General features: G+C 43.3%; 13 protein-coding genes and 1 tRNA gene. 6 read left to right on the forward strand and 8 right to left on the reverse strand.

Going from position 1 to position 20607, the window contains the following annotated elements:
- The first annotated feature begins 251 nt into the window (after positions 1-251).
- The 4 genes from QA601_16335 to QA601_16350 all read left to right on the forward strand — a co-directional run bounded on the left by QA601_16335 (position 252) and on the right by QA601_16350 (position 7966).
- Positions 252-2873: a T9SS type A sorting domain-containing protein gene (locus tag QA601_16335; GenBank protein MDG5816667.1), complete on the forward strand. Its 2622-nt coding sequence runs from the start codon at positions 252-254 to the stop codon at positions 2871-2873.
- A 174-nt stretch (positions 2874-3047) separates the two neighbouring features.
- Complete coding sequence (locus tag QA601_16340) at positions 3048-5294, forward strand: T9SS type A sorting domain-containing protein (protein MDG5816668.1); 2247 nt, start codon at positions 3048-3050, stop codon at positions 5292-5294.
- A 153-nt stretch (positions 5295-5447) separates the two neighbouring features.
- Positions 5448-6293, forward strand: a complete 846-nt coding sequence (locus QA601_16345) for a TIGR02147 family protein (GenBank protein MDG5816669.1) — start codon at positions 5448-5450, stop codon at positions 6291-6293.
- Entirely contained in the window at positions 6293-7966 is a 1674-nt protein-coding gene (locus tag QA601_16350; GenBank protein MDG5816670.1) for a DUF2341 domain-containing protein, read from the forward strand. The genes QA601_16345 and QA601_16350 overlap by 1 nt, the downstream gene beginning before the upstream one ends.
- A gap of 121 nt (positions 7967-8087) precedes the next feature.
- Here QA601_16350 and QA601_16355 read toward each other — a convergent pair whose 3' ends face one another.
- From QA601_16355 to tpiA, 8 genes are all read right to left on the reverse strand, one after another.
- On the reverse strand, positions 8088-9518 hold the full coding sequence (locus QA601_16355) for a TolC family protein (protein ID MDG5816671.1): 1431 nt from the start codon (positions 9516-9518) through the stop codon (positions 8088-8090).
- 6 nt (positions 9519-9524) lie between these two features.
- Positions 9525-12629: an efflux RND transporter permease subunit gene (locus QA601_16360; protein ID MDG5816672.1), complete on the reverse strand. Its 3105-nt coding sequence runs from the start codon at positions 12627-12629 to the stop codon at positions 9525-9527.
- Positions 12622-13821: an efflux RND transporter periplasmic adaptor subunit gene (locus tag QA601_16365; GenBank protein MDG5816673.1), complete on the reverse strand. Its 1200-nt coding sequence runs from the start codon at positions 13819-13821 to the stop codon at positions 12622-12624. The genes QA601_16360 and QA601_16365 overlap by 8 nt, the downstream gene beginning before the upstream one ends.
- A 267-nt stretch (positions 13822-14088) precedes the next feature.
- The gene (locus tag QA601_16370) at positions 14089-14934 is read right to left on the reverse strand and encodes a flagellin (protein ID MDG5816674.1); all 846 of its coding nucleotides are present in this window, start codon (positions 14932-14934) and stop codon (positions 14089-14091) included.
- Between the two features lie 189 nt (positions 14935-15123).
- Positions 15124-16188, reverse strand: a complete 1065-nt coding sequence (rlmN, locus tag QA601_16375) for a 23S rRNA (adenine(2503)-C(2))-methyltransferase RlmN (GenBank protein ID MDG5816675.1) — start codon at positions 16186-16188, stop codon at positions 15124-15126.
- A 158-nt stretch (positions 16189-16346) separates the two neighbouring features.
- Positions 16347-16430: transfer RNA gene (locus tag QA601_16380), tRNA-Leu, on the reverse strand.
- A gap of 6 nt (positions 16431-16436) precedes the next feature.
- Positions 16437-16886 carry a preprotein translocase subunit SecG gene (secG, locus tag QA601_16385; protein ID MDG5816676.1) on the reverse strand — a complete coding sequence of 150 codons (450 nt, stop codon included), beginning with the start codon at positions 16884-16886 and terminating at the stop codon, positions 16437-16439.
- Between the two features lie 15 nt (positions 16887-16901).
- On the reverse strand, positions 16902-17657 hold the full coding sequence (gene tpiA / locus QA601_16390; GenBank protein MDG5816677.1) for a triose-phosphate isomerase: 756 nt from the start codon (positions 17655-17657) through the stop codon (positions 16902-16904).
- 250 nt (positions 17658-17907) lie between these two features.
- On the opposite strand from tpiA, the gene QA601_16395 reads away from it, so the two are divergent.
- A complete protein-coding gene (locus QA601_16395) occupies positions 17908-19191 on the forward strand; it encodes an FAD-dependent oxidoreductase (GenBank protein ID MDG5816678.1) in 1284 nt (427 codons plus the stop codon).
- A gap of 115 nt (positions 19192-19306) precedes the next feature.
- Positions 19307-20293 carry an SDR family oxidoreductase gene (locus QA601_16400; protein MDG5816679.1) on the forward strand — a complete coding sequence of 329 codons (987 nt, stop codon included), beginning with the start codon at positions 19307-19309 and terminating at the stop codon, positions 20291-20293.
- The last annotated feature ends 314 nt before the right edge of the window (positions 20294-20607 follow it).

The raw sequence follows: 20607 nt of genomic DNA on the forward strand, positions 1-20607 counted from the left end.
CCTCAAACTGAGGCTAAATACAGGTGATCTGTATCTACAAAGTGCGGAGATCTCAGGAGAATTTGTGTAGTAACATATAACCGTACAATCGTCCCTAATACAGCACAAACCCTTAATTTAGAGCCATACCTGAACATTTACACTCTTTTTGTGTAGTAATTATCTTGCCTGTTTCTCAGCAAACTCCAGATTTTTTGACTATGTTATAGCCAAACAACAACTGTCATTCTGCTCGTAAGGAGAAGTGAGTTATGGGTACAGATAGGCTCAGATTTCCAAACATGACATTTTTGTGCACTCCTCTACTGTTTTTACTGCTTGTGTTTTTTTCTTCAAGCGCACAGATGCAGGTTGAACGTTTAAATAGAGGGCTTATCGCTATAAGACAGGACCAGGGGTATTATCTCAGTTGGCGCCTTCTGGGAGATGAAAGCTATACCACCGGATTTAACGTCTATCGCGACACTACCAGACTAAACTCTGAACCGATCACTGGCCCCACTAATTATATAGATGAAAACGCCCCCCTAAACAGCACTTATATAGTAAAAAGCGTGGTAAACGGTCAGGAGCAAGAAGCAAGTGAACGCGCAAGGCTGATAAACAACACAGAGGGTAACAATGCTGGGTATTTCGACATCCCACTACAGCAGCCTTCCACAGGCCCTCATGGGGGGAGATATTCACCCAATGATGCCAGTACCGGTGATCTCACTGGAGATGGGGTATATGAGGTTGTGTTGATGTGGGAACCAAACAATGCTAAGGATAATGCCCATAGGGGGGTCACCGACAATGTCTTTCTGGATGGAATTACACTTGAGGGTGAGCGTTTATGGAGAATAGATCTGGGGCCAAACATCCGGGCCGGAGCGCATTATACTCAGTTTCTGGTATTTGATTTCGATGGCAACGGCAGGTCAGAAATTATGGTAAAAACTGCTCCGGGGACAAGAGATGGTACCGGAAACTTTATCGGTATGGGACCCGCAGCTGATGCAGATCATAGCAGAACCTATCGAAACTCAGGTGGTTACATCCTTGAAGGCCCGGAATACCTCACAGTTTTTGATGGACTTACCGGAACAGAACTTGCCACCACAAATTACTGGCCTGCAAGAGGAAGAGTAGCTGATTGGGGCGACAATTACGGAAACAGGGTTGATAGATTTAATGCAACAGTGGCTTATGTAGATGGAGAAAGACCAAGCGCCATTTTTCAACGAGGCTATTATACCCGAATGACTTTGGCTGCCTGGGACTGGAGAGATGGAGAACTTACCAGAAGGTGGACATTCGATTCAAATGATTCACAGTATAGAGATTACAGGGGGCAGGGAAATCACTCGATTCACGTGATAGACGCTAACAACGATGGAAGACATGATTTGGTAACCGGTGCTGCAGTGATAGGGTCTGATGGCAGGGGAATGCACACCACCAGACGAGGGCATGGGGATGCGACCCACTGCACCCATATGATAAAAGATAACCCCTACCCACAAATCTTCATGCCCTATGAAAGCGGTGGAAACGGTGTTTCTCTCAGACATGCCAATAATGGCCAAACAATCTTTCAGCACCAACAGAGCGGTGATATTGGTAGAGGCTGTGCAGCGGAACTCGACCCGCGGAGGCCAGGTTTCCATTTCTGGGCATCCGATGGTATGGGTCTTTATGATATATCAGGAACCAGAGTTGGAGATATACCAAATTCAATAAATTTTGTAATCTGGTGGGATGGCAACCTAAGTCGCGAGCTGATGAACAGCAATACGATCACCAGATGGAGTGTAGCCAATAACAGAGGGACTGTTCTTCTTACAGGGACAGGGACCAGTTCTATTAACGGTACAAAATCCACCCCCATACTTCAGGCCGATCTTTTTGGAGACTGGAGAGAGGAGGTGATCCTTCGTAGATCTGATAACGCACTGCGCGTCTTTACTACAACCATGCCTACAGAACACCGTCTGTACACTTTTATGCACGACCCAGTCTATAGAGTGGCCATCTCCTGGCAACAGTCCTCATACAATCAGCCCCCCCACCCAGGCTCCTACATCGCTACCGACATGGATTTCCCTCAATCCCAACCAAACATAATTTATGCAGGTGATCCCCCTATAACAGAAGTCAACAGAGGAAGCGGTGAATTGGTAGAAGATCTTATCGTCTTTGATATAAGTAACGCTCAAAACTGGTCTATTAAAAACGACCCTTTACCAGAACAGGAGCCTTATGGCGACAGGGACTTTACATTTTCTTCGATTCCAAGTATTCTTGAAGACGCAGAGTGGATTTCTACAGCAATGAATTCAAGAACGAATACTTCTTTGCAACAGTATGCAACCTTCAGTCTCAAACGCGACGCGACAGTCTATATCGCACATTCAAACAGAGTGGAGGAGAAACCCCGGTGGCTTTCAGAGTATGAAGAAACAGATATGTCACTAACAGTTTCAGAAACTGAAGAAATTTCAAGAACTTTGACAATTTATAATAAAACATTTCTTTCCGGAGATGAGATTCACCTTGAAATCAATTCAAATAACGGAACCAATCTGTCTTTAATGTACCTTGTGCTGATTTCTGATGCGTCGACAACAAGTCTCTCAACAGCCAAAAAAGGAATAAACAAAGGGAGAATAACGACACGACTGAAAGGTAAGCACCTCTATATAAAAGCTCATGTCTCTGCTTCGGACAGGAAACCAAAAATCAGTCTATATGATATATCTGGTCGTACAATCAACACCCTTGATATTGACCAGGTGGGGTCCACATTAAGTATTTCTGTGCCCCGTCTTTCTTCAGGGGTTTACCTGATTAATATTGCCGGAAAAAAACAGTCGATTGTAATAGGGAGGTAAATATGTTTAAAATAGAACTAAAATGGTAAAACATTGTTTATTAATAATCCTTTCTGCTGTGCCGAAAAAAGGATACTTATTTATACAGAACAGGGTCAAGCATAGGTTAGTAAGATTAAAATTCGCCACATACAGTGTAAGTCAGGGTACACTTTAAAGTCTAAGGGAGATGTTATGTTTATAAGAGATTTATATCGCAGGGTAATAAAAATTATGGTAATGTTGTGTGTTTTTCTTATGATTCCTCAAACAGCAACAGCACAAACAACTGCCGAAATAACCAGATCAGGCTCAACCTGGTCTACCGACATCGGATCGAACACCGAATATAGCGGTTCAAGCCTTGCGGCGGCAATAAACGCGGCAAGCAGTGCGATGCGTGATGGTACCATAAATATCAGAAACTCCGGTTCATTGGATGACAGAATATCCCCCCGAGCCAACCAAACCTTTGATTTCCACGAAAATGAGATCAGCGCTTCCGGCAGTGCTGGTTTCAGGGCCAACCGGGTAAACGGAATCACTATTCGTAACCTGCGTATGACCGGCTCCCCCACCTCGCCCATGTCTTTTCATGGCTGCTCACATCTTCACTTTCATAACGTATCCATGATTTTTGATGGAAGAGGTGGAGGTGTAAGAGTGGATAACGACCGGGGAAACCCTGTGCGCACCACCAATTTAAGAGTAACCGGTGGAATACGGATAGAGGGCACACGCGGCCACGGATTTGAAACCTACACAGTAGATACGATTTTCATCGACCGATTCATTTCAAGGAATACCAATTACTGCGGCCTTATTCTCAATGATTCAAGAAACGCAGAGATCGGCTATATTTACGCTTACAGAGCCGATCACGGGGGTGGATATGCGGGCTTTAGAACCGCTAACAGAAATGGGCCCAACATCGTTGTTGACACACTGATCACCGTTGATTGCGGAAGAGGCTTTTTTAGTGTTTCGAGGAGTCATGGTACTACTATAAATTATGTCAACATAACGGGTTCGACCGGGCATGGAATGCTTATACAAAACGCGGAGGATGTTCATATCAGAGGCGGGGTGATATGGAATAATAATTGTGGCGAAGCAATCAGGTTTTCAACCGACCCGGGCTCTGCGGGTGGTTATATGGACTGCAGAAATAACATTATAGAAAATGTGCGAATATTTGATGACAGAGGACCAAACCGACAACAGGTTTACGGTATAAGGGAAACCTCAGATGGCGGCAGAACAGGGTATAATATCGTCCGCAACTGTGATCTTAGAGATGCAGGCAGCAACAGATCAAGAGACCTTGTGCTTGACGGGGTCAATTCACAATCGATCGGAAACGCGCTAACCGGCGATCCTCCGCTTCTCCCCGATGATGGTGGTATTGTCGAACCAGACGATCCTATCGACAGAGGTTCCGGCGACTTTTTTGAAAACCTTACTCTCTTTGAGACCACAAACGCCAATAACTGGAACATTATGAGTGATTTCAGTTCTGGACAGACAAGTTTTGGTGACAGAGATTTTATTGTCGAATCTATTCCTGATTATTTAAACGGAAGCGAATGGATCCAAACAGCAATGAATTCAAGGACGAATGCATCCATTGATAACTACGCTTTCTTTACAGCCAACACAAACGGTTTTCTGTTCATTGCGCACTCAGACAGAATAGAGGAAAAACCGGAGTGGCTCTCTAACTATGAAAACACCGAAGAAACTATAACTATTGAAGAAGACACTGAAACACACAGAACATTAACTCTGTACAGAAAAGCGATATCTCAGGGTGATGAAATAGAACTTGGGATTAATTCAAGTGACGGAACAACCCTTTCACTTATGTATATACCTATAATCACCGATCAGACCGATTACTGTGAACCCACAGCTATCACCCCTTACACATCAGTAAATGATGAAGATTGGGTTGAAGGCACAGAAGTAACGCTACTTGAAGGTGAAAGTGTTCAACTTGGTCCCCACCCCGAGCAGGAGGAGTCCTGGACCTGGAGCGGACCTGATGAGTTCTCAACCCAGAGCCGCGAAATTGAACTTAGTAACATCTCCTCTGATCAGGCCGGTGAATATACAGCTGTTTTCACCAATGACTGTGGCGAAGAAAGTGAAATCACTTTTACTGTTGTCGTAGAGCCATCGGTTTCAGTTTCTAAGCAGCTGTACCCATCTAAGCCAAAGGTGTCCCTTAAGAACAATTCCATAAAGCTAATGAATCCGGGTACAAGCGAATGGACTATGTCTATTTTCGATCTTAGGGGAAAAACTCTTTTACGCAAAACTATAAACTCCGGTACTCATACGATACCTCTTTACACTCTAATACAAAATGGGTCTTATATTATTAGAGTAAACAACGGTAATGAACTAATAGTAAACAGAAGAATAAACATAATTCAGTAACCAGGTTTTTAGCAAAGTTGAAGGCGGCTTTTATCTACCGCTTTCAGCTTTTAAGGAAATGTTGTAGAGTGAAAAGAATAAATGTAAGTTTAATATGGAAGTGTTAAAAGATTTATATTATTGTTTCTTACACCTGTTTGGGCAGCCATTATAGTGGAAAAAAATGTGGATATCTATAATTATACAGATTACCGTAAATTCCTAAACGATTATTATACGGAAAATAAAAAGAAGTACCCCTATTTCACACTGCGCTACATAGCCCAAAAGGTGGGGTTTAAATCCGCCAGCCTTTTTAGCCAAATCATACGTGCAAGAACCAATATTTCACCTGATCTGGCTCACCGTTTTACCGTTTTTCTAAAGCTCTCAGATGCTCAGGGTGATTATTTTAAAAAACTTGTTCTCTATAATCAGGCAAAATGTCATAATGATAAAAAGAGATATTTTCAGGCACTTACGAGTTTCAGAATGTCCAAAATTCGTCATATTGATTCGAAGTACTTCTATTTCTATGATAAATGGTATTATAGTGCAATAAGAGAGGTTCTGTATATAAAACCTCTCAGACTTGAAGATTACCGTTTTTTGGCCGGATTGCTTGAGCCATCGATATCTCCTGTTCAGGCCAAACAAGCACTCTTAAACCTTGAGAAATGGGGGTTCATTGTAAAGAATAGTGATGGACTCTACTATAGATCAGACTGCCTCAGTACCACCACCGGAACAAACGTAAAGTCATTTTATATCAATAACTACCAAACAGAAGTACTAACACTTGCTCACAAAGCAATAGACAGTCTGTCTAAAGATTGCAAAGAGTTCTCAAGTCTCACTATGAGTTTATCAGATGAAGCTTACAGTCGTTTTCTTGAAGAGTTGCAGCTTTTTAGACACAAACTGCTTTCTATAGCTGAAGATGATAAAAATGAAAATCGAATATATCAACTTAACTTTCAGTTTTTCCCCCTTACAAAACAGATAAAGAGGAGTTTGTAATGAGAGCGGTGATTGCAATAACTACACTCCTGTTCCTACTACTAAACTCATGTCAAAAAGATAGCATAGTTGGTCCGGGATCAGAAACCGTTTCTGTAGCGGCAACTCTTTATTATCCCCAGGGAATCAGAGCCGAAGGTTCAAACGTTACAATCCGAAGAAGAGATTACACTCGTCCCTTTTCACAACCACCTCAGACAATTCGCTATCCTGATGCAATCACCGATTACTCCGGTAGCTTCGTTATAGATTCAGTTATCCCGGGTTCGTATATAATAGAGGTGAATGATTCTAAAGGACATGCCATTGCACTCAACTGTGAGATAGCAGTAAGTTCAAACGGTGTTGTCGAATTACTGCCCGATACCCTTAGGCCCGTGTCTACTTTAAGAGGACGGGTAGTCCAACGCTCACTTACCGAGAGCATCTACGTTCAAATATATGGACTTGAAAGAGACCCAACACCTGTTAGTCATGATGGTACATTTTTTATCGATAACCTACCGCATGGTAACTTTAACCTGAGATTTGCAGAAGCATTATCTGATTCAACAATAAAAAATGTTGAAAATGTAAGTATCGAACCGGAAAGAAACGAGGATATAGGCACATTTGATCTTGAATCAGAAAACCAGTGGAAACACGCAAAAAGTATAACCCTCAACACCTCCCCATCCGGAGCAGATATATCCGCCGATATATTTAATTTTCCTATTCTCGTTCGCCTTAACCAATCCAATTTTGATTTTCAGCATGCAAAAACAGGCGGCACCGACCTTCTCTTTACCAATTCTTCAGGCACACCACTAACTCATGAAATCGAACGCTGGGACCCTGTAAATTCCAAAGCCGAACTTTGGGTACTCATGGATACTGTTTGGGGAGATAATGATGAGCAGTATATAATGATGCACTGGGGAAACGACAACTATACACATGCTTTCAGACACGGTGATGTTTTTGACACTACCTTTGGATACCAGGCAGTTTTTCACTTTTCGGAACCACAGACAGATCAACTCACTGATGCCACTCATAACACCCTTAACAGTAGTGAAGATTATATCCATGGAACATCACCGATTGAATCCCATATGGCCTATGCCCGGTCTTTTAACGGTACCGATGAGTTTATTCAGGTGCCCAACACTGCTGAGAGCAAAATTAACTTCTCCTGGGAAGATTCATTTACCCTTTCGGCATGGGTTTACACTCCTTCACTTGAAGGTGAATTAAACCAGATCGTATCAAAAGGTAACATGCAGTATGGACTTCAGCTGCAGAGTAATGATATGTGGCAGTTTTTCTACTATTTCGATTCGGCCGATACCAGAGGATGGCTTACCGTAAGCGCTCCCGCAACCCCAAACCAGTGGACACATATTACAGCGGTTAAAAATCAATCAGAATTGTACCTCTATATTAACGGTACAATGGAAAGTGATGAGCCTGTGCTGATAGAAGACCACAGCAGATGGAACAATTCTCTGGATCTTTATGTTGGAAGAAGATCGCGATACAACCCTGAAACCAATGAAGACGAACGTTTTTGGAGAGGTTATATAGATGAGGTAAGAATAAAATCAGGTGTGCCAGATCCAGACCGGGTTAAGCTCTCTTTCATGAATCAAAGAGAGGAGGATTTGCTACTGATTTTCAATGAAGATTTATAGTAGTTAGAAAAAAGGTGATAGAAGGGTGCAGTGCTTCTGCCCGCACCAATTATCCACAGTTTAAGAAAATGCGCCTTCTGAGTAATGATCTTAAAGTGTGGAATTGCCTTAAAAAAGGCATCTACCTCATCGAATCCACTCCCCTTCTCTCAAGAAGGGTACCGTCTTTTAGATACAGATCAGTTACGGAATTACTAAAGGCTACACGGGCTCTTGCTTTCTCAATCTGTGCCCCAATGAGGTCTCTTTGTGCCTGCAGTACAAGAAAGCCGGTTGACTTACCTGCTGCAAACTTCTCCTCTTCGGCCCTAAGTTTTTCCTTCTGCAAACTTTCGGTAACCGAAGCTGCTTCAATCTGTTTATACGCCCTGTTTACTTCAGCGTACGCGGAACGTACTTCATATTCGATTAGCCTAACCATGTTTTCTATAGAGAGACATAACTGTTCTTTGGATAATTGGGCTCTTCTGTGCCGTTCACGTGCTCCTCCCTGAGTTACAGGAAATGAAAGAGTCAAACCACCTTCAATCACCCCTGAGGGATCTGAATAGGAACGCATGGCCTCAGAAAATGATTGCGAATAACTTGTTCCATGCATAGAGATAAAGAAATCCAGTTTAGGCAGTAGTCCGTCTCTGGTATGGATCACATCAAGCTCTCCCTTATCAACCAGTGCATTTGCCTGTCTTAGGTCTGGTCGGAATTTCTTTGCTGCTTTTAAATGATAATGAAGAGAGTCGGGTTTTACTACTTCAAATATGGTATCAGCCGGAACTATCTTTGTATCCCACAACTCAGGAGTGTTCATCAAATGCACCAATCGGTACTGTCTTTGCAGATACGCTGTCTGAGCATCAATTAAGTGACGTTTTCTTTCTGAGACTTCTGCTCTGATAGTTGCAAGGTCCAGTGCCGCTATACGCCCAACTCTAAGCCTCTCTTCAGATTCATACAGTAACCTTTTTGCCAGCTCAAGTGATTGTTCATGAATAGTTAGCTCCCTTTTAGAAAGTAGCAACTCCCAGTATGCTCTTTCGGTATCTGCCAGTAATCTTTGCGCGTATCCCGCGAGTTCTTCCTTACGCAGTGAAATATCGATCCTTGCTTTTCGCAACGGAGCAAGGTTCGCGTTTGGATTGAGCCCCTGAAGTAGTGACTGGGTTACGGTAAACCCAAGTCTGTTCTGGTATCCCCTTTGAGGTTCAAGTACCTGAGTTTGGCGAGGCGCTTCTACGCTTCCCCTAAGCTCTATGTTGGTACCGGTAGGCAGGGTTTCTGTTAATTGAAGTGACGCGTTGTAATTTTGGTTGTCAGAACTATTCATTACACTACTACGTCCCACTCCCATTTGCACCTGAGGCTCATATCGGTACATGTTTTCTCTGTAGATGGTATGAGCGGCATCAGTACGGAGGCTCTCAATTTTTATTACCGGATTTTTCTGAACAGCGTTGGTTAATACCTCCTCAAGTGAGAGGGAAAAGACTTCAGAGGCATACAGGTAATTAAGTGTAAGTATGGTAAATAAGGTTATGGTTACTTTTTTCATCATTCCTCTTTAGTTAGCATCCGAAATTTTTGCGTTCATCGATTTTCTCTGTTCAACAAACGAGTACACAACAGGTATTAGCACAAGAGTAATAAAGGTAGACGCCAATAGTCCACCTATAACCACCCGTGCCATAGGAGCCTGAGCTTCACCACCTTCACCAAGGCCGATTGAAAGCGGGAGTAGTCCCATAGTTGTGGTTAGAGTAGTCATAAGTATCGGCCGTAACCGTCTTACCCCGGCCCTCTGCAGAGCACCAAACAACTCCATTCCTTTTTCTCTTCTGTACCTGTTTACCGTATCAACAAGAACGATAGCATTGTTCACGACTATACCAGTAAGAACGATACACCCGATAAATGCCTGAATGGTAAAAGGGGTGTTTGTAATCATCATAATGCCTGCCACACCGATCAATGCCATGGGTATGGAAAACAGAACAATAAAAGGATCCTTAAAAGACTCAAATTGTCCGGCCATAACAAGAAAAACCAGCAGCACAGCCATTGTAATAGACATAAGCAATTCCCTGTATGCCCTCTGCTGTTCTTCATAATCACCCCTTACAAGCACAGCAAATCCAGAAGGAACGGAAAGATTTGTAAGTTCATTTCGAATATCTCCAACCACCGAACCCATATCCCTTCCGGCATAGTTAACATCCACACTTATGAATCGTTCTCTGTCACGGCGCTCAACCTGCACCGGACCGGTAGCAGATTCAATGCTCGAAACTGAAGTAAGTGGTATCGGCTTACCGGCACTGTTAACAACTGACTTTCTTGATAGATGGTCAATGTTTTTTCGTTCGTCATCCCCAAGGCGCACCAATACTCCGTACTCATTTCCATCCATGCGAATTTCGGTTGCCCTGGTTCCTCCCATGGCAGTTTGAACTGCATTTCCAATCTGAGAAGCAGTAAGCCCCAGATCAGCAGCTCTGTTTCGATCAACTACCACCCTGTACTCCGGCATTCCAGCTTCGCGACTGATTCTGGTGTCTGTAACGCCATCAACCTTATCCACTGCAGCTGAAATTTGTTGGGCAAGCTGCTGGGCAGTTTCAAGTTCATAACCTCTCACCTCAACAGAGATCGATTCACCACCACCGGTTCCCATGCGAAGCAAAAATAAACCCTGACCTTCACGTACTCGAATTGTACTACCCGCAATATGAGAAAGCTTTGGTCTCAATTCATTTGCCACCCGTGCACTTGAGCGGTTTCTTTCTCGTATGGGCACCAGTGAAATACGAATTTGGGAGTTGTTTGCACCTCTGGCTCTTCCAAAACCTGAACCGATATTGGAAATAATAAATTCCGCCTCAGGCACCTCCCGGGCTATTACCTCTTCTATCTGTGCTACAGTCTGCTCCATTACACTGAGTTTCGTTCCGACCTCCATCTCTACATTTACTCTAACCTCACTCTCATCAGCTGAAGGCATAAGCTCCATTCCAATTTGTGGGATAAGTATTAAAGCAGAGAGAAAGAGCCCGGCAATAACCCATACAACAGTGAAACGATTTGAAAGTGCCCATTTCAATATCATGCTGTAACGATATTCTATGCCTTTTAGCACGTTTCCCGATGTCCTGAAAATCACACCGAGCAATCCTCTGGTTGCTTCTCCATGCTCAGGTTTACGAAGAAATTTTGATGTAAGCATAGGAACAAGGGTAAGAGCTACTATAAGCGAGCAGGCAAGAGAGAATGCTACTACGAGGGCAAGAGAACGAAACATGATACCGGACATACCACGGATAAAAACCACCGGTAAAAACACCACAAGAGTAGTAAGGGTACTTGCGGTCACGGCAGACCATACTTCACCAACTCCATTCACAGCTCCATCAAAGGAGTTCTCACCATTTTCTCTTTTATGGAATATGCTGTCGAGAACCACAATGGCATTATCCAAAAGCATCCCTATGCCAAGTGCCAACCCCCCAAAGGTCATCATGTTAAGTGTATTGCCACTAAAATACACCAGCGCAAAAGTAGCAATAATACATATTGGAATGGCTGCGGAAATAATAAGTGTGGTAGAGAGATTGCGCAGAAAAAGCAAAAGAATAACAATAGCTATGATACCGCCAATAAGAAGCGCCCATGCCATATTCATCATTGACTGTTCAATATATCTGGATGTATCGATAAGGGGAACCAGCTCAATGTCTGCATAATCCCTGTTTATTCTTTGCAGTTCCCTGTGCACTCCCTGTGCAACAGCTACAGTGTTTGTACCTGATTGTTTACTTATAGCCAAACGCACTGCGGGTGATCCGTTAATCTTAAATATTGAATTAGTCTCTTCGAGACCATCTGTTACCTCCGCAACATCAGCAATTCTTACCGGAACGCCGTCACGCACAGTGATTATGGTATTAGAAACTTCCTCGACTCCGCCATACTCAGCAAGCGTTCTTACCATAATTTCACGGTTTCCATGCTCTACAGAGCCCGCGGGCATATTTCGGTTTTCCTGGCGAAGGGCATTAATTACCATATGAGGAGATATACTGAACGATTCAAGCCTTGAAGCACTAAGGGCAACCTGTATCTCCCGCCTGGCGCCTCCCCGTACATTAACAGAAGCTACACCATTAACCCTTTCAACACGATATTGCACCTGATCCTCAATCATACTCTGCAGATCATTGAGTTCCATATCAGATGTAACACCTAAAATCAGGATAGGAAAGGCATTGGGATCAAATTTTCTGATAGCAGGACGGTCAGCATCTTCAGGAAGACGATTGAGGGTACGGTCTATTCTGTCACGTATATCATTTGTCGCTTCATCTAAATTTGTTCCCCATGCAAAAGCAACTCTAACGGTGCTGCTTCCTTCACTGGAAGTTGAGACAATTTCCTCAATACCCTGAATTCCCGCAAGGGCCGATTCTATGGGTCTGGTAACAAGTTCCTCAATTTCCTGGGGCCCTGCATTACCGTATCTGGTAGTCACAGAAATAGTAGGCATTTCCACTTCCGGCATCAGGTCAATAGGTAAACGCGTCAGGGATAATACTCCAACCACTATCACTACCAGATAGATAACAGTAGTAAGGACTGGCCTGCGTACCGGTAATACGATAAAGGGATTACTCACCGTTTGCCTCCCAACCTTCTCTGCTTTCACTCTTTTGATTCTCAGTTACTACCTGAGCCCCATCCCTGAGCAAGTGGCTTCCAAGGGTAACAACCGGAACACTTAATTGAGCCGGTGAAATAATTTCTACCCATTCTCCATCTTTAAGACCGGTTTCAACGGGTACGCGTTCTGCTGTAGAAGATTCGGTTACAGTATAAACAAACTTTGAGTCATTAGTTTCAACAAGTGCAGTAGCGGGTACAGAAAGCGCGGAATCATTCTGCTCCATAGTCACAGCAAGACGCGCGAACATTCCTGGTTTTAACAGTAAGGAATCGTTTGGAACAGCAACTTCCACAGTCGCAGTACGGGATGAGGTCTGAAACAGTGGCGCGACACGACTAACCTCCCCTTCAAAGACTCTCCCCGGCAAGGCATCAACTGTTACCTCAGCTCTTCTACCGGGCTTAAGTTGATGATAGTCTCTTTCTGTAGCAGCGATTTCTACATATACTGTGTCGATACCAACTACCGTGAAAACAGGTGCGCCGACCGATAACTGCGCGCCCCCATCAGCATGGCGTTCCGCAATAAAGCCTGGCTGAGCTGCCCTGATCTCTGTATACCCAAGCCTGGTCCTGGCCTGAGCAAGCGATGCTTTACGCTGTTCGAGCTGTGCGTTTGCAAGCTCAAGCCTGGAACGATTGGAAGTAAGCTGAGTTTCTAAATTTTCGAGTTCCACCTGTGAAGATATTCCCTTTTCAACCAATCCCCTGACCCGTTCAACCTCCCTTTCGGTGAAGGACAGTTGAGCCTCTGCCTCCTTCAGTGAAGCTCTGCTTACCTTAACCTGAGCATTCATCTCCTGCAGAGCGTGCCTGTATTCTGTGTCATCTATCCGCCCCAGCATCTCTGCCCTGTTAACATAATCCCCTATTCTTTTATTAACAGATATAAGTCTTCCGGAAACATCGGCGGAAATCACATAGGTGTAGGACGCACGCACATTTCCGGTAAACTCCCTGACACCTCTAAGTGACCTGGTCTCCGGCTGCACGGTTCTAACAGCAACCGGCCCACTCATCATTCCGCCCCAGCCAGAACCACCGCTTTGAGCTATCCCATCATTTCTGAAATATCCCATCCATACCACCAGAATTACTATCCCTACAATAAAGACGAGTAGCAAAACTTTGTTCCGATTCATCATCAATATCCGATTCATTTAAATAAAAACAATGCCTGATGCAGCAAAAAGGCTATGAACACTCTTTAGCTAAACATACGTTAGATTTCTAATACAAAGCTTTTGTTACAGCAAATTGCTCTAGTTGATCAAAAAAATAATACAAAGCTGAGGATGGATGCAGATTACTATCTCAAAACGGGAGAGGTTTTATGAAGCTATTTGAAATAAAGAGTAGCAACGAAGAGAGATACGCCTCTTCGTTGCTACTATGATTATAAACCCTAAAGATTAGAGTAATGAAAGAACACTCTGGGGTGCCATATTTGCCTGAGCAAGCATTGATGTTCCAGACTGAGTAAGTATCTGATTTCTTGTAAACTGAGCACTTTCAGAAGCAAAGTCTACATCACGAATAAGAGATTCTGCAGATTGTTGGTTTGTGTTTGAGATGGTAAGATTATTGATTGCATGCTCTAAACGATTCACATAAGCACCCATGTCTGACCGCATCTCATTTACAGTATTTATTGCATCATCAAGAGAGGTGATAGCCGCAACTGAGTTAGCCTGATCACTTACATCCACACCGGTAAGTGTAAGCCCAGCGGTGGTTAGATCCGCAATCTCAACTTCGATACTATCGACACCAGCTGCTGCATTTGCATCAATCCACAAATTAGATCCAGCGTCCACTTCACCAAACCGCGCAGCACCTGTATCATCGGAGATTAATTTCATTCCATTATAATTGGTCACACCGGCAATACGATCGATCTCGCTCATAAGGCTCTGAAATTCTGCATCTGTGTAACCACGTTCTGTATCGGTGAGCGTATCATTGGATGATTGAACAGCCAGCTCACGCATTCTCTGAAGTATATCAGAGATTTCGTTTGCAGCACCTTCAGCTATGGTGATAGCGGCAATACCATCCATAGCATTACGCCTGGCCTGTGCAGTACCCCTGATTTGCGTACGCAGGTTTTCGGAAACACCAAGACCAGCCGCATCATCGCTTGCGCGGTTAATGCGAAGACCCGTTGATAATCTCTCCAAAGACTTGGACATATCACGATTCACACCGTTTAACGCACCCTGGGTTACCATTGATGGGATGTTATTGTTGATACGCATAAAGGACCTCCTTGTTTTGATAATGCCACTGCGAATTATGACATTATCAGTGTGTAATTTTGGCATCCTTGCCAGTTTGTAAGATCTTTGTTAGATCTCTTTTCAATTTTCTTATTAATTTTATCGGCCCGCAGGGGGCGCACTTAACTTTTTTTTAGAGGAAAAAATTCAGGAAGATAAAATAAGAGGTTAAACGGTTGTAGCATCGTAGGCTGTGAGCTGACCACACGCGCCCATTATATCACGTCCCCTGCTCTTTCTTACTGTAGCGGCAAGCCCAAGTTTATGAAGTTCCTGGGAAAACTGTAACACCTTATCCTCTGAAACAGTATTCTCTTTGATATCTCCTGCAGTATTAAGAGGTATTAGGTTAATTTTGCATGGAAAACCAGAGAGAAGCTTACTTAAACTCTTTTTTGCCCCAGGAGTATTGGTAATGCCATCGATTACCACATATTCGAAAGTAACACGTCTTCCGGTTTTCTCAAAATACCGCTTAGCGATTTTTACCAGCTGAGCTATATTATACTTTTTATTAATGGGCATTACTTCATCTCTAAGCTTATCATTCCAGGCGTTTAGTGAAATCGCAAGCCCGACATTTAAATTTTCGTTAATTAGTCGTTCAATAGAAGGTATTACACCGGCAGTTGACACGGTTATTCTTCTGCCCCCAAGATTAAAGCCATCCTCGTGCATTATAACTTCAAGCGCCTTTCTGAAATTTGCAAAGTTACTTAAAGCTTCTCCCATACCCATAAATACCACATTGGTAACCAACTTATCAGATTTTGAACAAAGGTAATCATTTATTCCTATAAGCTGAGCCAGAATCTCCTGCTGGGTAAGATTTCTGATAAAGCCAAGTTTGGCGGTTTCACAGAAACTGCACCCCAAAGCACATCCAATCTGGCTGGAAACACAAGCAGTGCGGCGTTTATCATCAAATAACAGAACGCTCTCGATTATATAGGAGGTGTTGTTGAACGCGAAACCAAATTTAACCGCATCTCCATACTTCGATTCAAGAATATATTTAGGTTCAGGCTTTTGTATTGAGCAGCAGGCACTCAGTTGTTGTCTAACATGTTTAGACATGTTGCTCATTTGTTCAAAATCGTCAACCCGCTTCTGGTAAAGCCATTTATATATTTGTCTTGCCCGAAACTTCTTCTCCCCCAGTGAGAGAATAAATTGCTCAAGTTCATTGATACTTAAGTCTCTTAAATCTGTTTTACTTGCAGTAGTTTCCATTTACATTTCTATCTTTAATCTTACTTACTTTTACCCTGAAGGTACTCGTTACCAATAATCTTCGATATACGTGAGTAAATATTTTTAGAGTAAACACGGAAGAGTTTAAATGCAAAAAGGTCCGAAGAATTTACATTCTCCGGACCCTGCTATTTTAATGCGGTCGGCCGGACTCGAACCGGCACAGGTATACACCCACTACCCCCTCAAAGTAGCGTGTCTACCAATTCCACCACGACCGCTTTTTATTACTCCTGCTCTTCACTGGGTGCGGCCTCTTCAGGTACTACATCCAGGGGCACTTCCAAAGCACCTTCATTATCACTGGGGACACCTTCCTGATCTGCGGCTTCTCCTTCATCAAAAGGAAGTCCTCTTCCTTCCAATGCGGCAGCAGGTGTGGCAGATTGTTCCTGGGCGGCCTTTTCCTGTAACATGGAAGCTTGCTCTCCTATAGCAGGACCTGACGCAAGCATAGCCATCACTAGACAGAGTACAAAAAATGCCGCACCAAAAATCGCAGTGCCTCTTGTAAGGATATTCGCGGTATCCTGCGCACCCAGAAAGTTACTGGCTCCACCCAAGCCGCCACCGATCGCTCCTGAAAGGCCACCGCCTTTATCGGATTGTATAAGGACGATCAGAACCAGAAAAATACATACTAATAAGAAAACAACCAAAAGAAATCCGAATAACATACCACCACCGTTTGATTATTTAGGTTTTACAATACCGGCGAAATCAGATGCTTTCAGTGCAGCCCCACCAATGAGACCACCATCAACATCACTTTCTTCAAGAAGCGATTTCGCGTTGCCCGGCTTCATACTTCCGCCGTACTGTATACGAATTGTGTCGGCAGTTTCTTTACCAAAAAGTTCAGAAATGATTTTTCTAATAAAAATATGCGCTTCATTTGCCTGCTGTGGTGTAGCTGTTTCACCAGTACCTATTGCCCAAACCGGCTCGTAGGCCACTGTACACTTTGAAGCATCCTCTGCAGAGATACCTCCAAACGCACCTTTAACCTGCTTTTCAATCACAGCATCCATTGAGCCACTTTTTCTCTCTTCAAGAGTTTCTCCAACACAAACAATAGGAAGAAGACCAGAAGCAAGAACCGCTTTTGTCTTTTTGTTCACTGTTTCATCGGTTTCATTAAAGTAGCTACGCTGCTCTGAATGGCCGATAATGACATACGTCACACCAACGCTTTTAAGCATGGCACAGCTTACTTTTCCGGTAAAAGCACCTTTTTCTTCCCAGTGAACATCCTGAGCACCCAATTTAACATTAGAGTCTTTAATGACCTCTGCAACAGCCTGAAGATTTGTGTAAGGCGGACATACCGCTACATCTACATCACCTACGGACCCTACAGCCTCGACCACATCTTTTGCGAGTGCACGAGCTTCGTCCAGTGTTGTGTTCATTTTCCAGTTGCCTGCAATAAAAACTCTGTTTGCCATATTTCAGATCCTCTGGTTTGTTGTTATCAAAAACAGGAGCTTAAAATACTACTCGGCCTGATTGCAGTCAAATAAAATTACACCTTTTAATCAAACTAAGGGTAAAAGGTGCCAGGATCAACAGAAAACATCTACATTTGCGTTTCAAATATGAAATCGAATAATTTTAATACTGATACGTAATAGCCTTAGTATTTCCTTTCACCTTAATTTTGTAAGCCTTCGGGCATATTTAGGATAGTCTTCTTTAATGAGTCTTCGTAACATCTATGATGTAGTAGTGATTGGTGGCGGACCGGGCGGTGTATGCGCGGCGGTAGCGGCTGCTAGGCAGGGCGCTTCAACACTTTTGGTTGAGCGATATGGTTTTTTGGGTGGTATGGCAACAGCTGGTCTTGTAAATCCATTCATGTCTTATAAAAATGGTACTGAATATCTCACCTCATCAGTTTTCAATGAAATCCTCTCCCGCCTCTCCAATGAAAACGCATTGTGCAGCAAAGGCAGCATCTTTGATGATGAGATTCTAAAGATAGTGCTTGATGAGATGATGGCTGAGGCAAAGGTAGATATTCTGTTTCACAGCACATTTACCAGTCTAACCCGAGAAAATGACCAGATCCTTAAAGCACATTTTTCCGGCAAATCCGGCCAAATCTCAGTTGCCAGCCGTGTCTTCATAGACTCTACCGGTGATGGTGATGTGGCTGCAATGGCTGATGCACCCTTTGATACTGGTCGCGATGAAGACAATGCCTGCCAACCAATGTCGCTTTGCTTCAGGGTTTCTGGGGTTTCTGGTGATATATCGCCAAAAGAATTAGGCCAGGAGTTAACTCCACTGCTTTATGATGCAAAAAAACAGGGGATTATTACCCAGCCAAGAGAAGATGTTTTGGTTTTCGGTACACTCATCCCTGAAACGTTCCATTTTAATTCTACCCGTATTCTTGGTAAAAACGCTACCTGCTGTCTTGATTTGACTGCTGCAGAGATCGAAGGCCGGCGCCAAACTATGGAGCTCTTTAAACTATTTAAAAAATACTCACCACGATTTAAAAATGCAGTTATTGCAAAAATTGCAACACAAATCGGGGTCAGGGAAAGCAGAAGAGTTGTTGGAAACTATAATATCACAGAGGAAGACATTCTGGCTGCACGAAAATTTAAAGACGGAATAGCAAAGAGTAACTACCCAATCGATATTCATAATCCAATTGGACCGGGCACTATTTTAAAAGACATACCACAAGGTGATTATTACGAAGTTCCTCTACGATCACTTATTCCTACCGGCATAGATAACCTGATTATCGGGTCGCGCTGCATAGGTTCAACTCATGAAGCTCATTCCTCATTACGGGTAATGCCTGTGGTGGGTGGGATAGGTGAAGCAGCCGGTATTACTGCAGCAATGGCAGTTAAACAAAATAGTACACCGGCGCAGATTGATGGCTCTGTTATCAAAAAGATGATTTTTAGTAGTGATGATCTGAAAAAAAACAAAGCACCCCGCAGCGCATCCTGTATTTAAACATGCTTTCTTAATATTTAAGTAACTGTTGGCAATCACTGTTTTGAGGTACCTGATTTGCTCTGCTATTCAAGTAATTAAAATCAAGTAAACCCAAAACAGGGGTAAGGTGCCAATGAAAGACCCTACTGTAGTAGTAATAACCGGTGCAAGCGCTGGTGTAGGACGAGCAACTGCTATCAAGTTTGCCAAACGAAATGCAAAAATTGCCCTTCTGGCACGAGGTACGCAAGGACTTGAAGGTGCCCGCAGAGACGTTGTGGCAAATGGTGGTGAAGCGTTAGTCATACCAGTAGATGTAGCAGATCATACCGCCATAGAAAATGCTGCAGAGGCAATTACCGACACCTGGGGCAAAATAGATATATGGATCAATTGCGCCATGACAACCATCCTCGCTGAATTCAGTGATATTACCCCTCAGGAGTTTCGTCGTGTAACAGAAGTTACCTATCTGGGCTACGTTTACGGGACTATGTCTGCACTTAAAAGAATGATGCCACTTAACCGAGGGAAGATTGTGCAGGTTGGAAGTTCACTCTGCTATCGGGGCATACCACTTCAGTCTGCCTACTGTGGGGCAAAACATGCCATAAAAGGATTTACAGAATCTATTCGAAGTGAACTAATGCACAACAAATGTAAGATTACTATCTCCATGGTGCACCTTCCGGCAATTAACACTCCCCAATTTCTCTGGAGTAAAAACAAAATGCCCAGAAAGCACCAGCCGGTACCCCCCATCTACCAGCCAGAACTATGTGCTGATGCAGTTGTATGGGCTGCCACTCATAAAAAACGTGAAATCCTGGTGGGCTTTAGTACGGTGAAAGTTTTATCACTCAATAAGGTTTTCCCGGGTATTATCGATATATACCTGGCCAAAAAAGGATACGATTCTCAGCAATATAACGGAATAAACGAACATAAAGAGGACAACCTTTGGAATCCTGTTGATAAAGATTACGGTTCAAGAGGTGTTTTCAATGAGGACTCACGCACTAAAGATTTGCTGCTGCAGTTGTCTAAATTGCACGCCCTTAAGCTTTCAATTGGTGCTCTGTTTACGCTGATGCTGTTATTTTCATGCAGGAAAAAGTGATAGAAAATTTTTTATGATGGCCGGTTATCCACTCTTTTTACCATTGCCTAATTTTTGGTATACCGTAGCTGCCTTCTTCAATGAAATATGGGGTGCAAGACACCCCATTGCTATATCAGAAGAGTACGTCAGACTATTTTCTGTTTACCGCTTGATCATCACAGGATAAGTTACACCATCTATACTGAGGATATGCAATCCCTGAGCAACATTTTGTGTTGCTATTTTCAGAGATGAACTATTTTGAACCCTATAGGAAACATTGACTGCTCTTCCTCTTGAGTCTAACAGTTTTATTTCTGAATTATGGATAG

It is taken from the genome of Chitinispirillales bacterium ANBcel5 (assembly GCA_029688955.1).
GTDB classification, from domain to species: domain Bacteria; phylum Fibrobacterota; class Chitinivibrionia; order Chitinivibrionales; family Chitinispirillaceae; genus Cellulosispirillum; species Cellulosispirillum alkaliphilum.

What these genes read in the sequence shown, in the direction of transcription:
- QA601_16355 (MDG5816671.1), bottom strand. Translation starts at nt 9,518, where the DNA reads ATGATGAAAAAAGTAACCATAACCTTATTTACCATACTTACACTTAAT.
- QA601_16395 (MDG5816678.1), top strand. Translation starts at nt 17,908, where the DNA reads ATGAGTCTTCGTAACATCTATGATGTAGTAGTGATTGGTGGCGGACCG.
- QA601_16400 (MDG5816679.1), top strand. Translation starts at nt 19,307, where the DNA reads ATGAAAGACCCTACTGTAGTAGTAATAACCGGTGCAAGCGCTGGTGTA.
- secG (MDG5816676.1), bottom strand. Translation starts at nt 16,886, where the DNA reads ATGTTATTCGGATTTCTTTTGGTTGTTTTCTTATTAGTATGTATTTTT.
- QA601_16335 (MDG5816667.1), top strand. Translation starts at nt 252, where the DNA reads ATGGGTACAGATAGGCTCAGATTTCCAAACATGACATTTTTGTGCACT.
- QA601_16370 (MDG5816674.1), bottom strand. Translation starts at nt 14,934, where the DNA reads ATGCGTATCAACAATAACATCCCATCAATGGTAACCCAGGGTGCGTTA.
- QA601_16350 (MDG5816670.1), top strand. Translation starts at nt 6,293, where the DNA reads ATGAGAGCGGTGATTGCAATAACTACACTCCTGTTCCTACTACTAAAC.
- QA601_16340 (MDG5816668.1), top strand. Translation starts at nt 3,048, where the DNA reads ATGTTTATAAGAGATTTATATCGCAGGGTAATAAAAATTATGGTAATG.
- QA601_16365 (MDG5816673.1), bottom strand. Translation starts at nt 13,821, where the DNA reads ATGATGAATCGGAACAAAGTTTTGCTACTCGTCTTTATTGTAGGGATA.
- rlmN (MDG5816675.1), bottom strand. Translation starts at nt 16,188, where the DNA reads ATGGAAACTACTGCAAGTAAAACAGATTTAAGAGACTTAAGTATCAAT.
- tpiA (MDG5816677.1), bottom strand. Translation starts at nt 17,657, where the DNA reads ATGGCAAACAGAGTTTTTATTGCAGGCAACTGGAAAATGAACACAACA.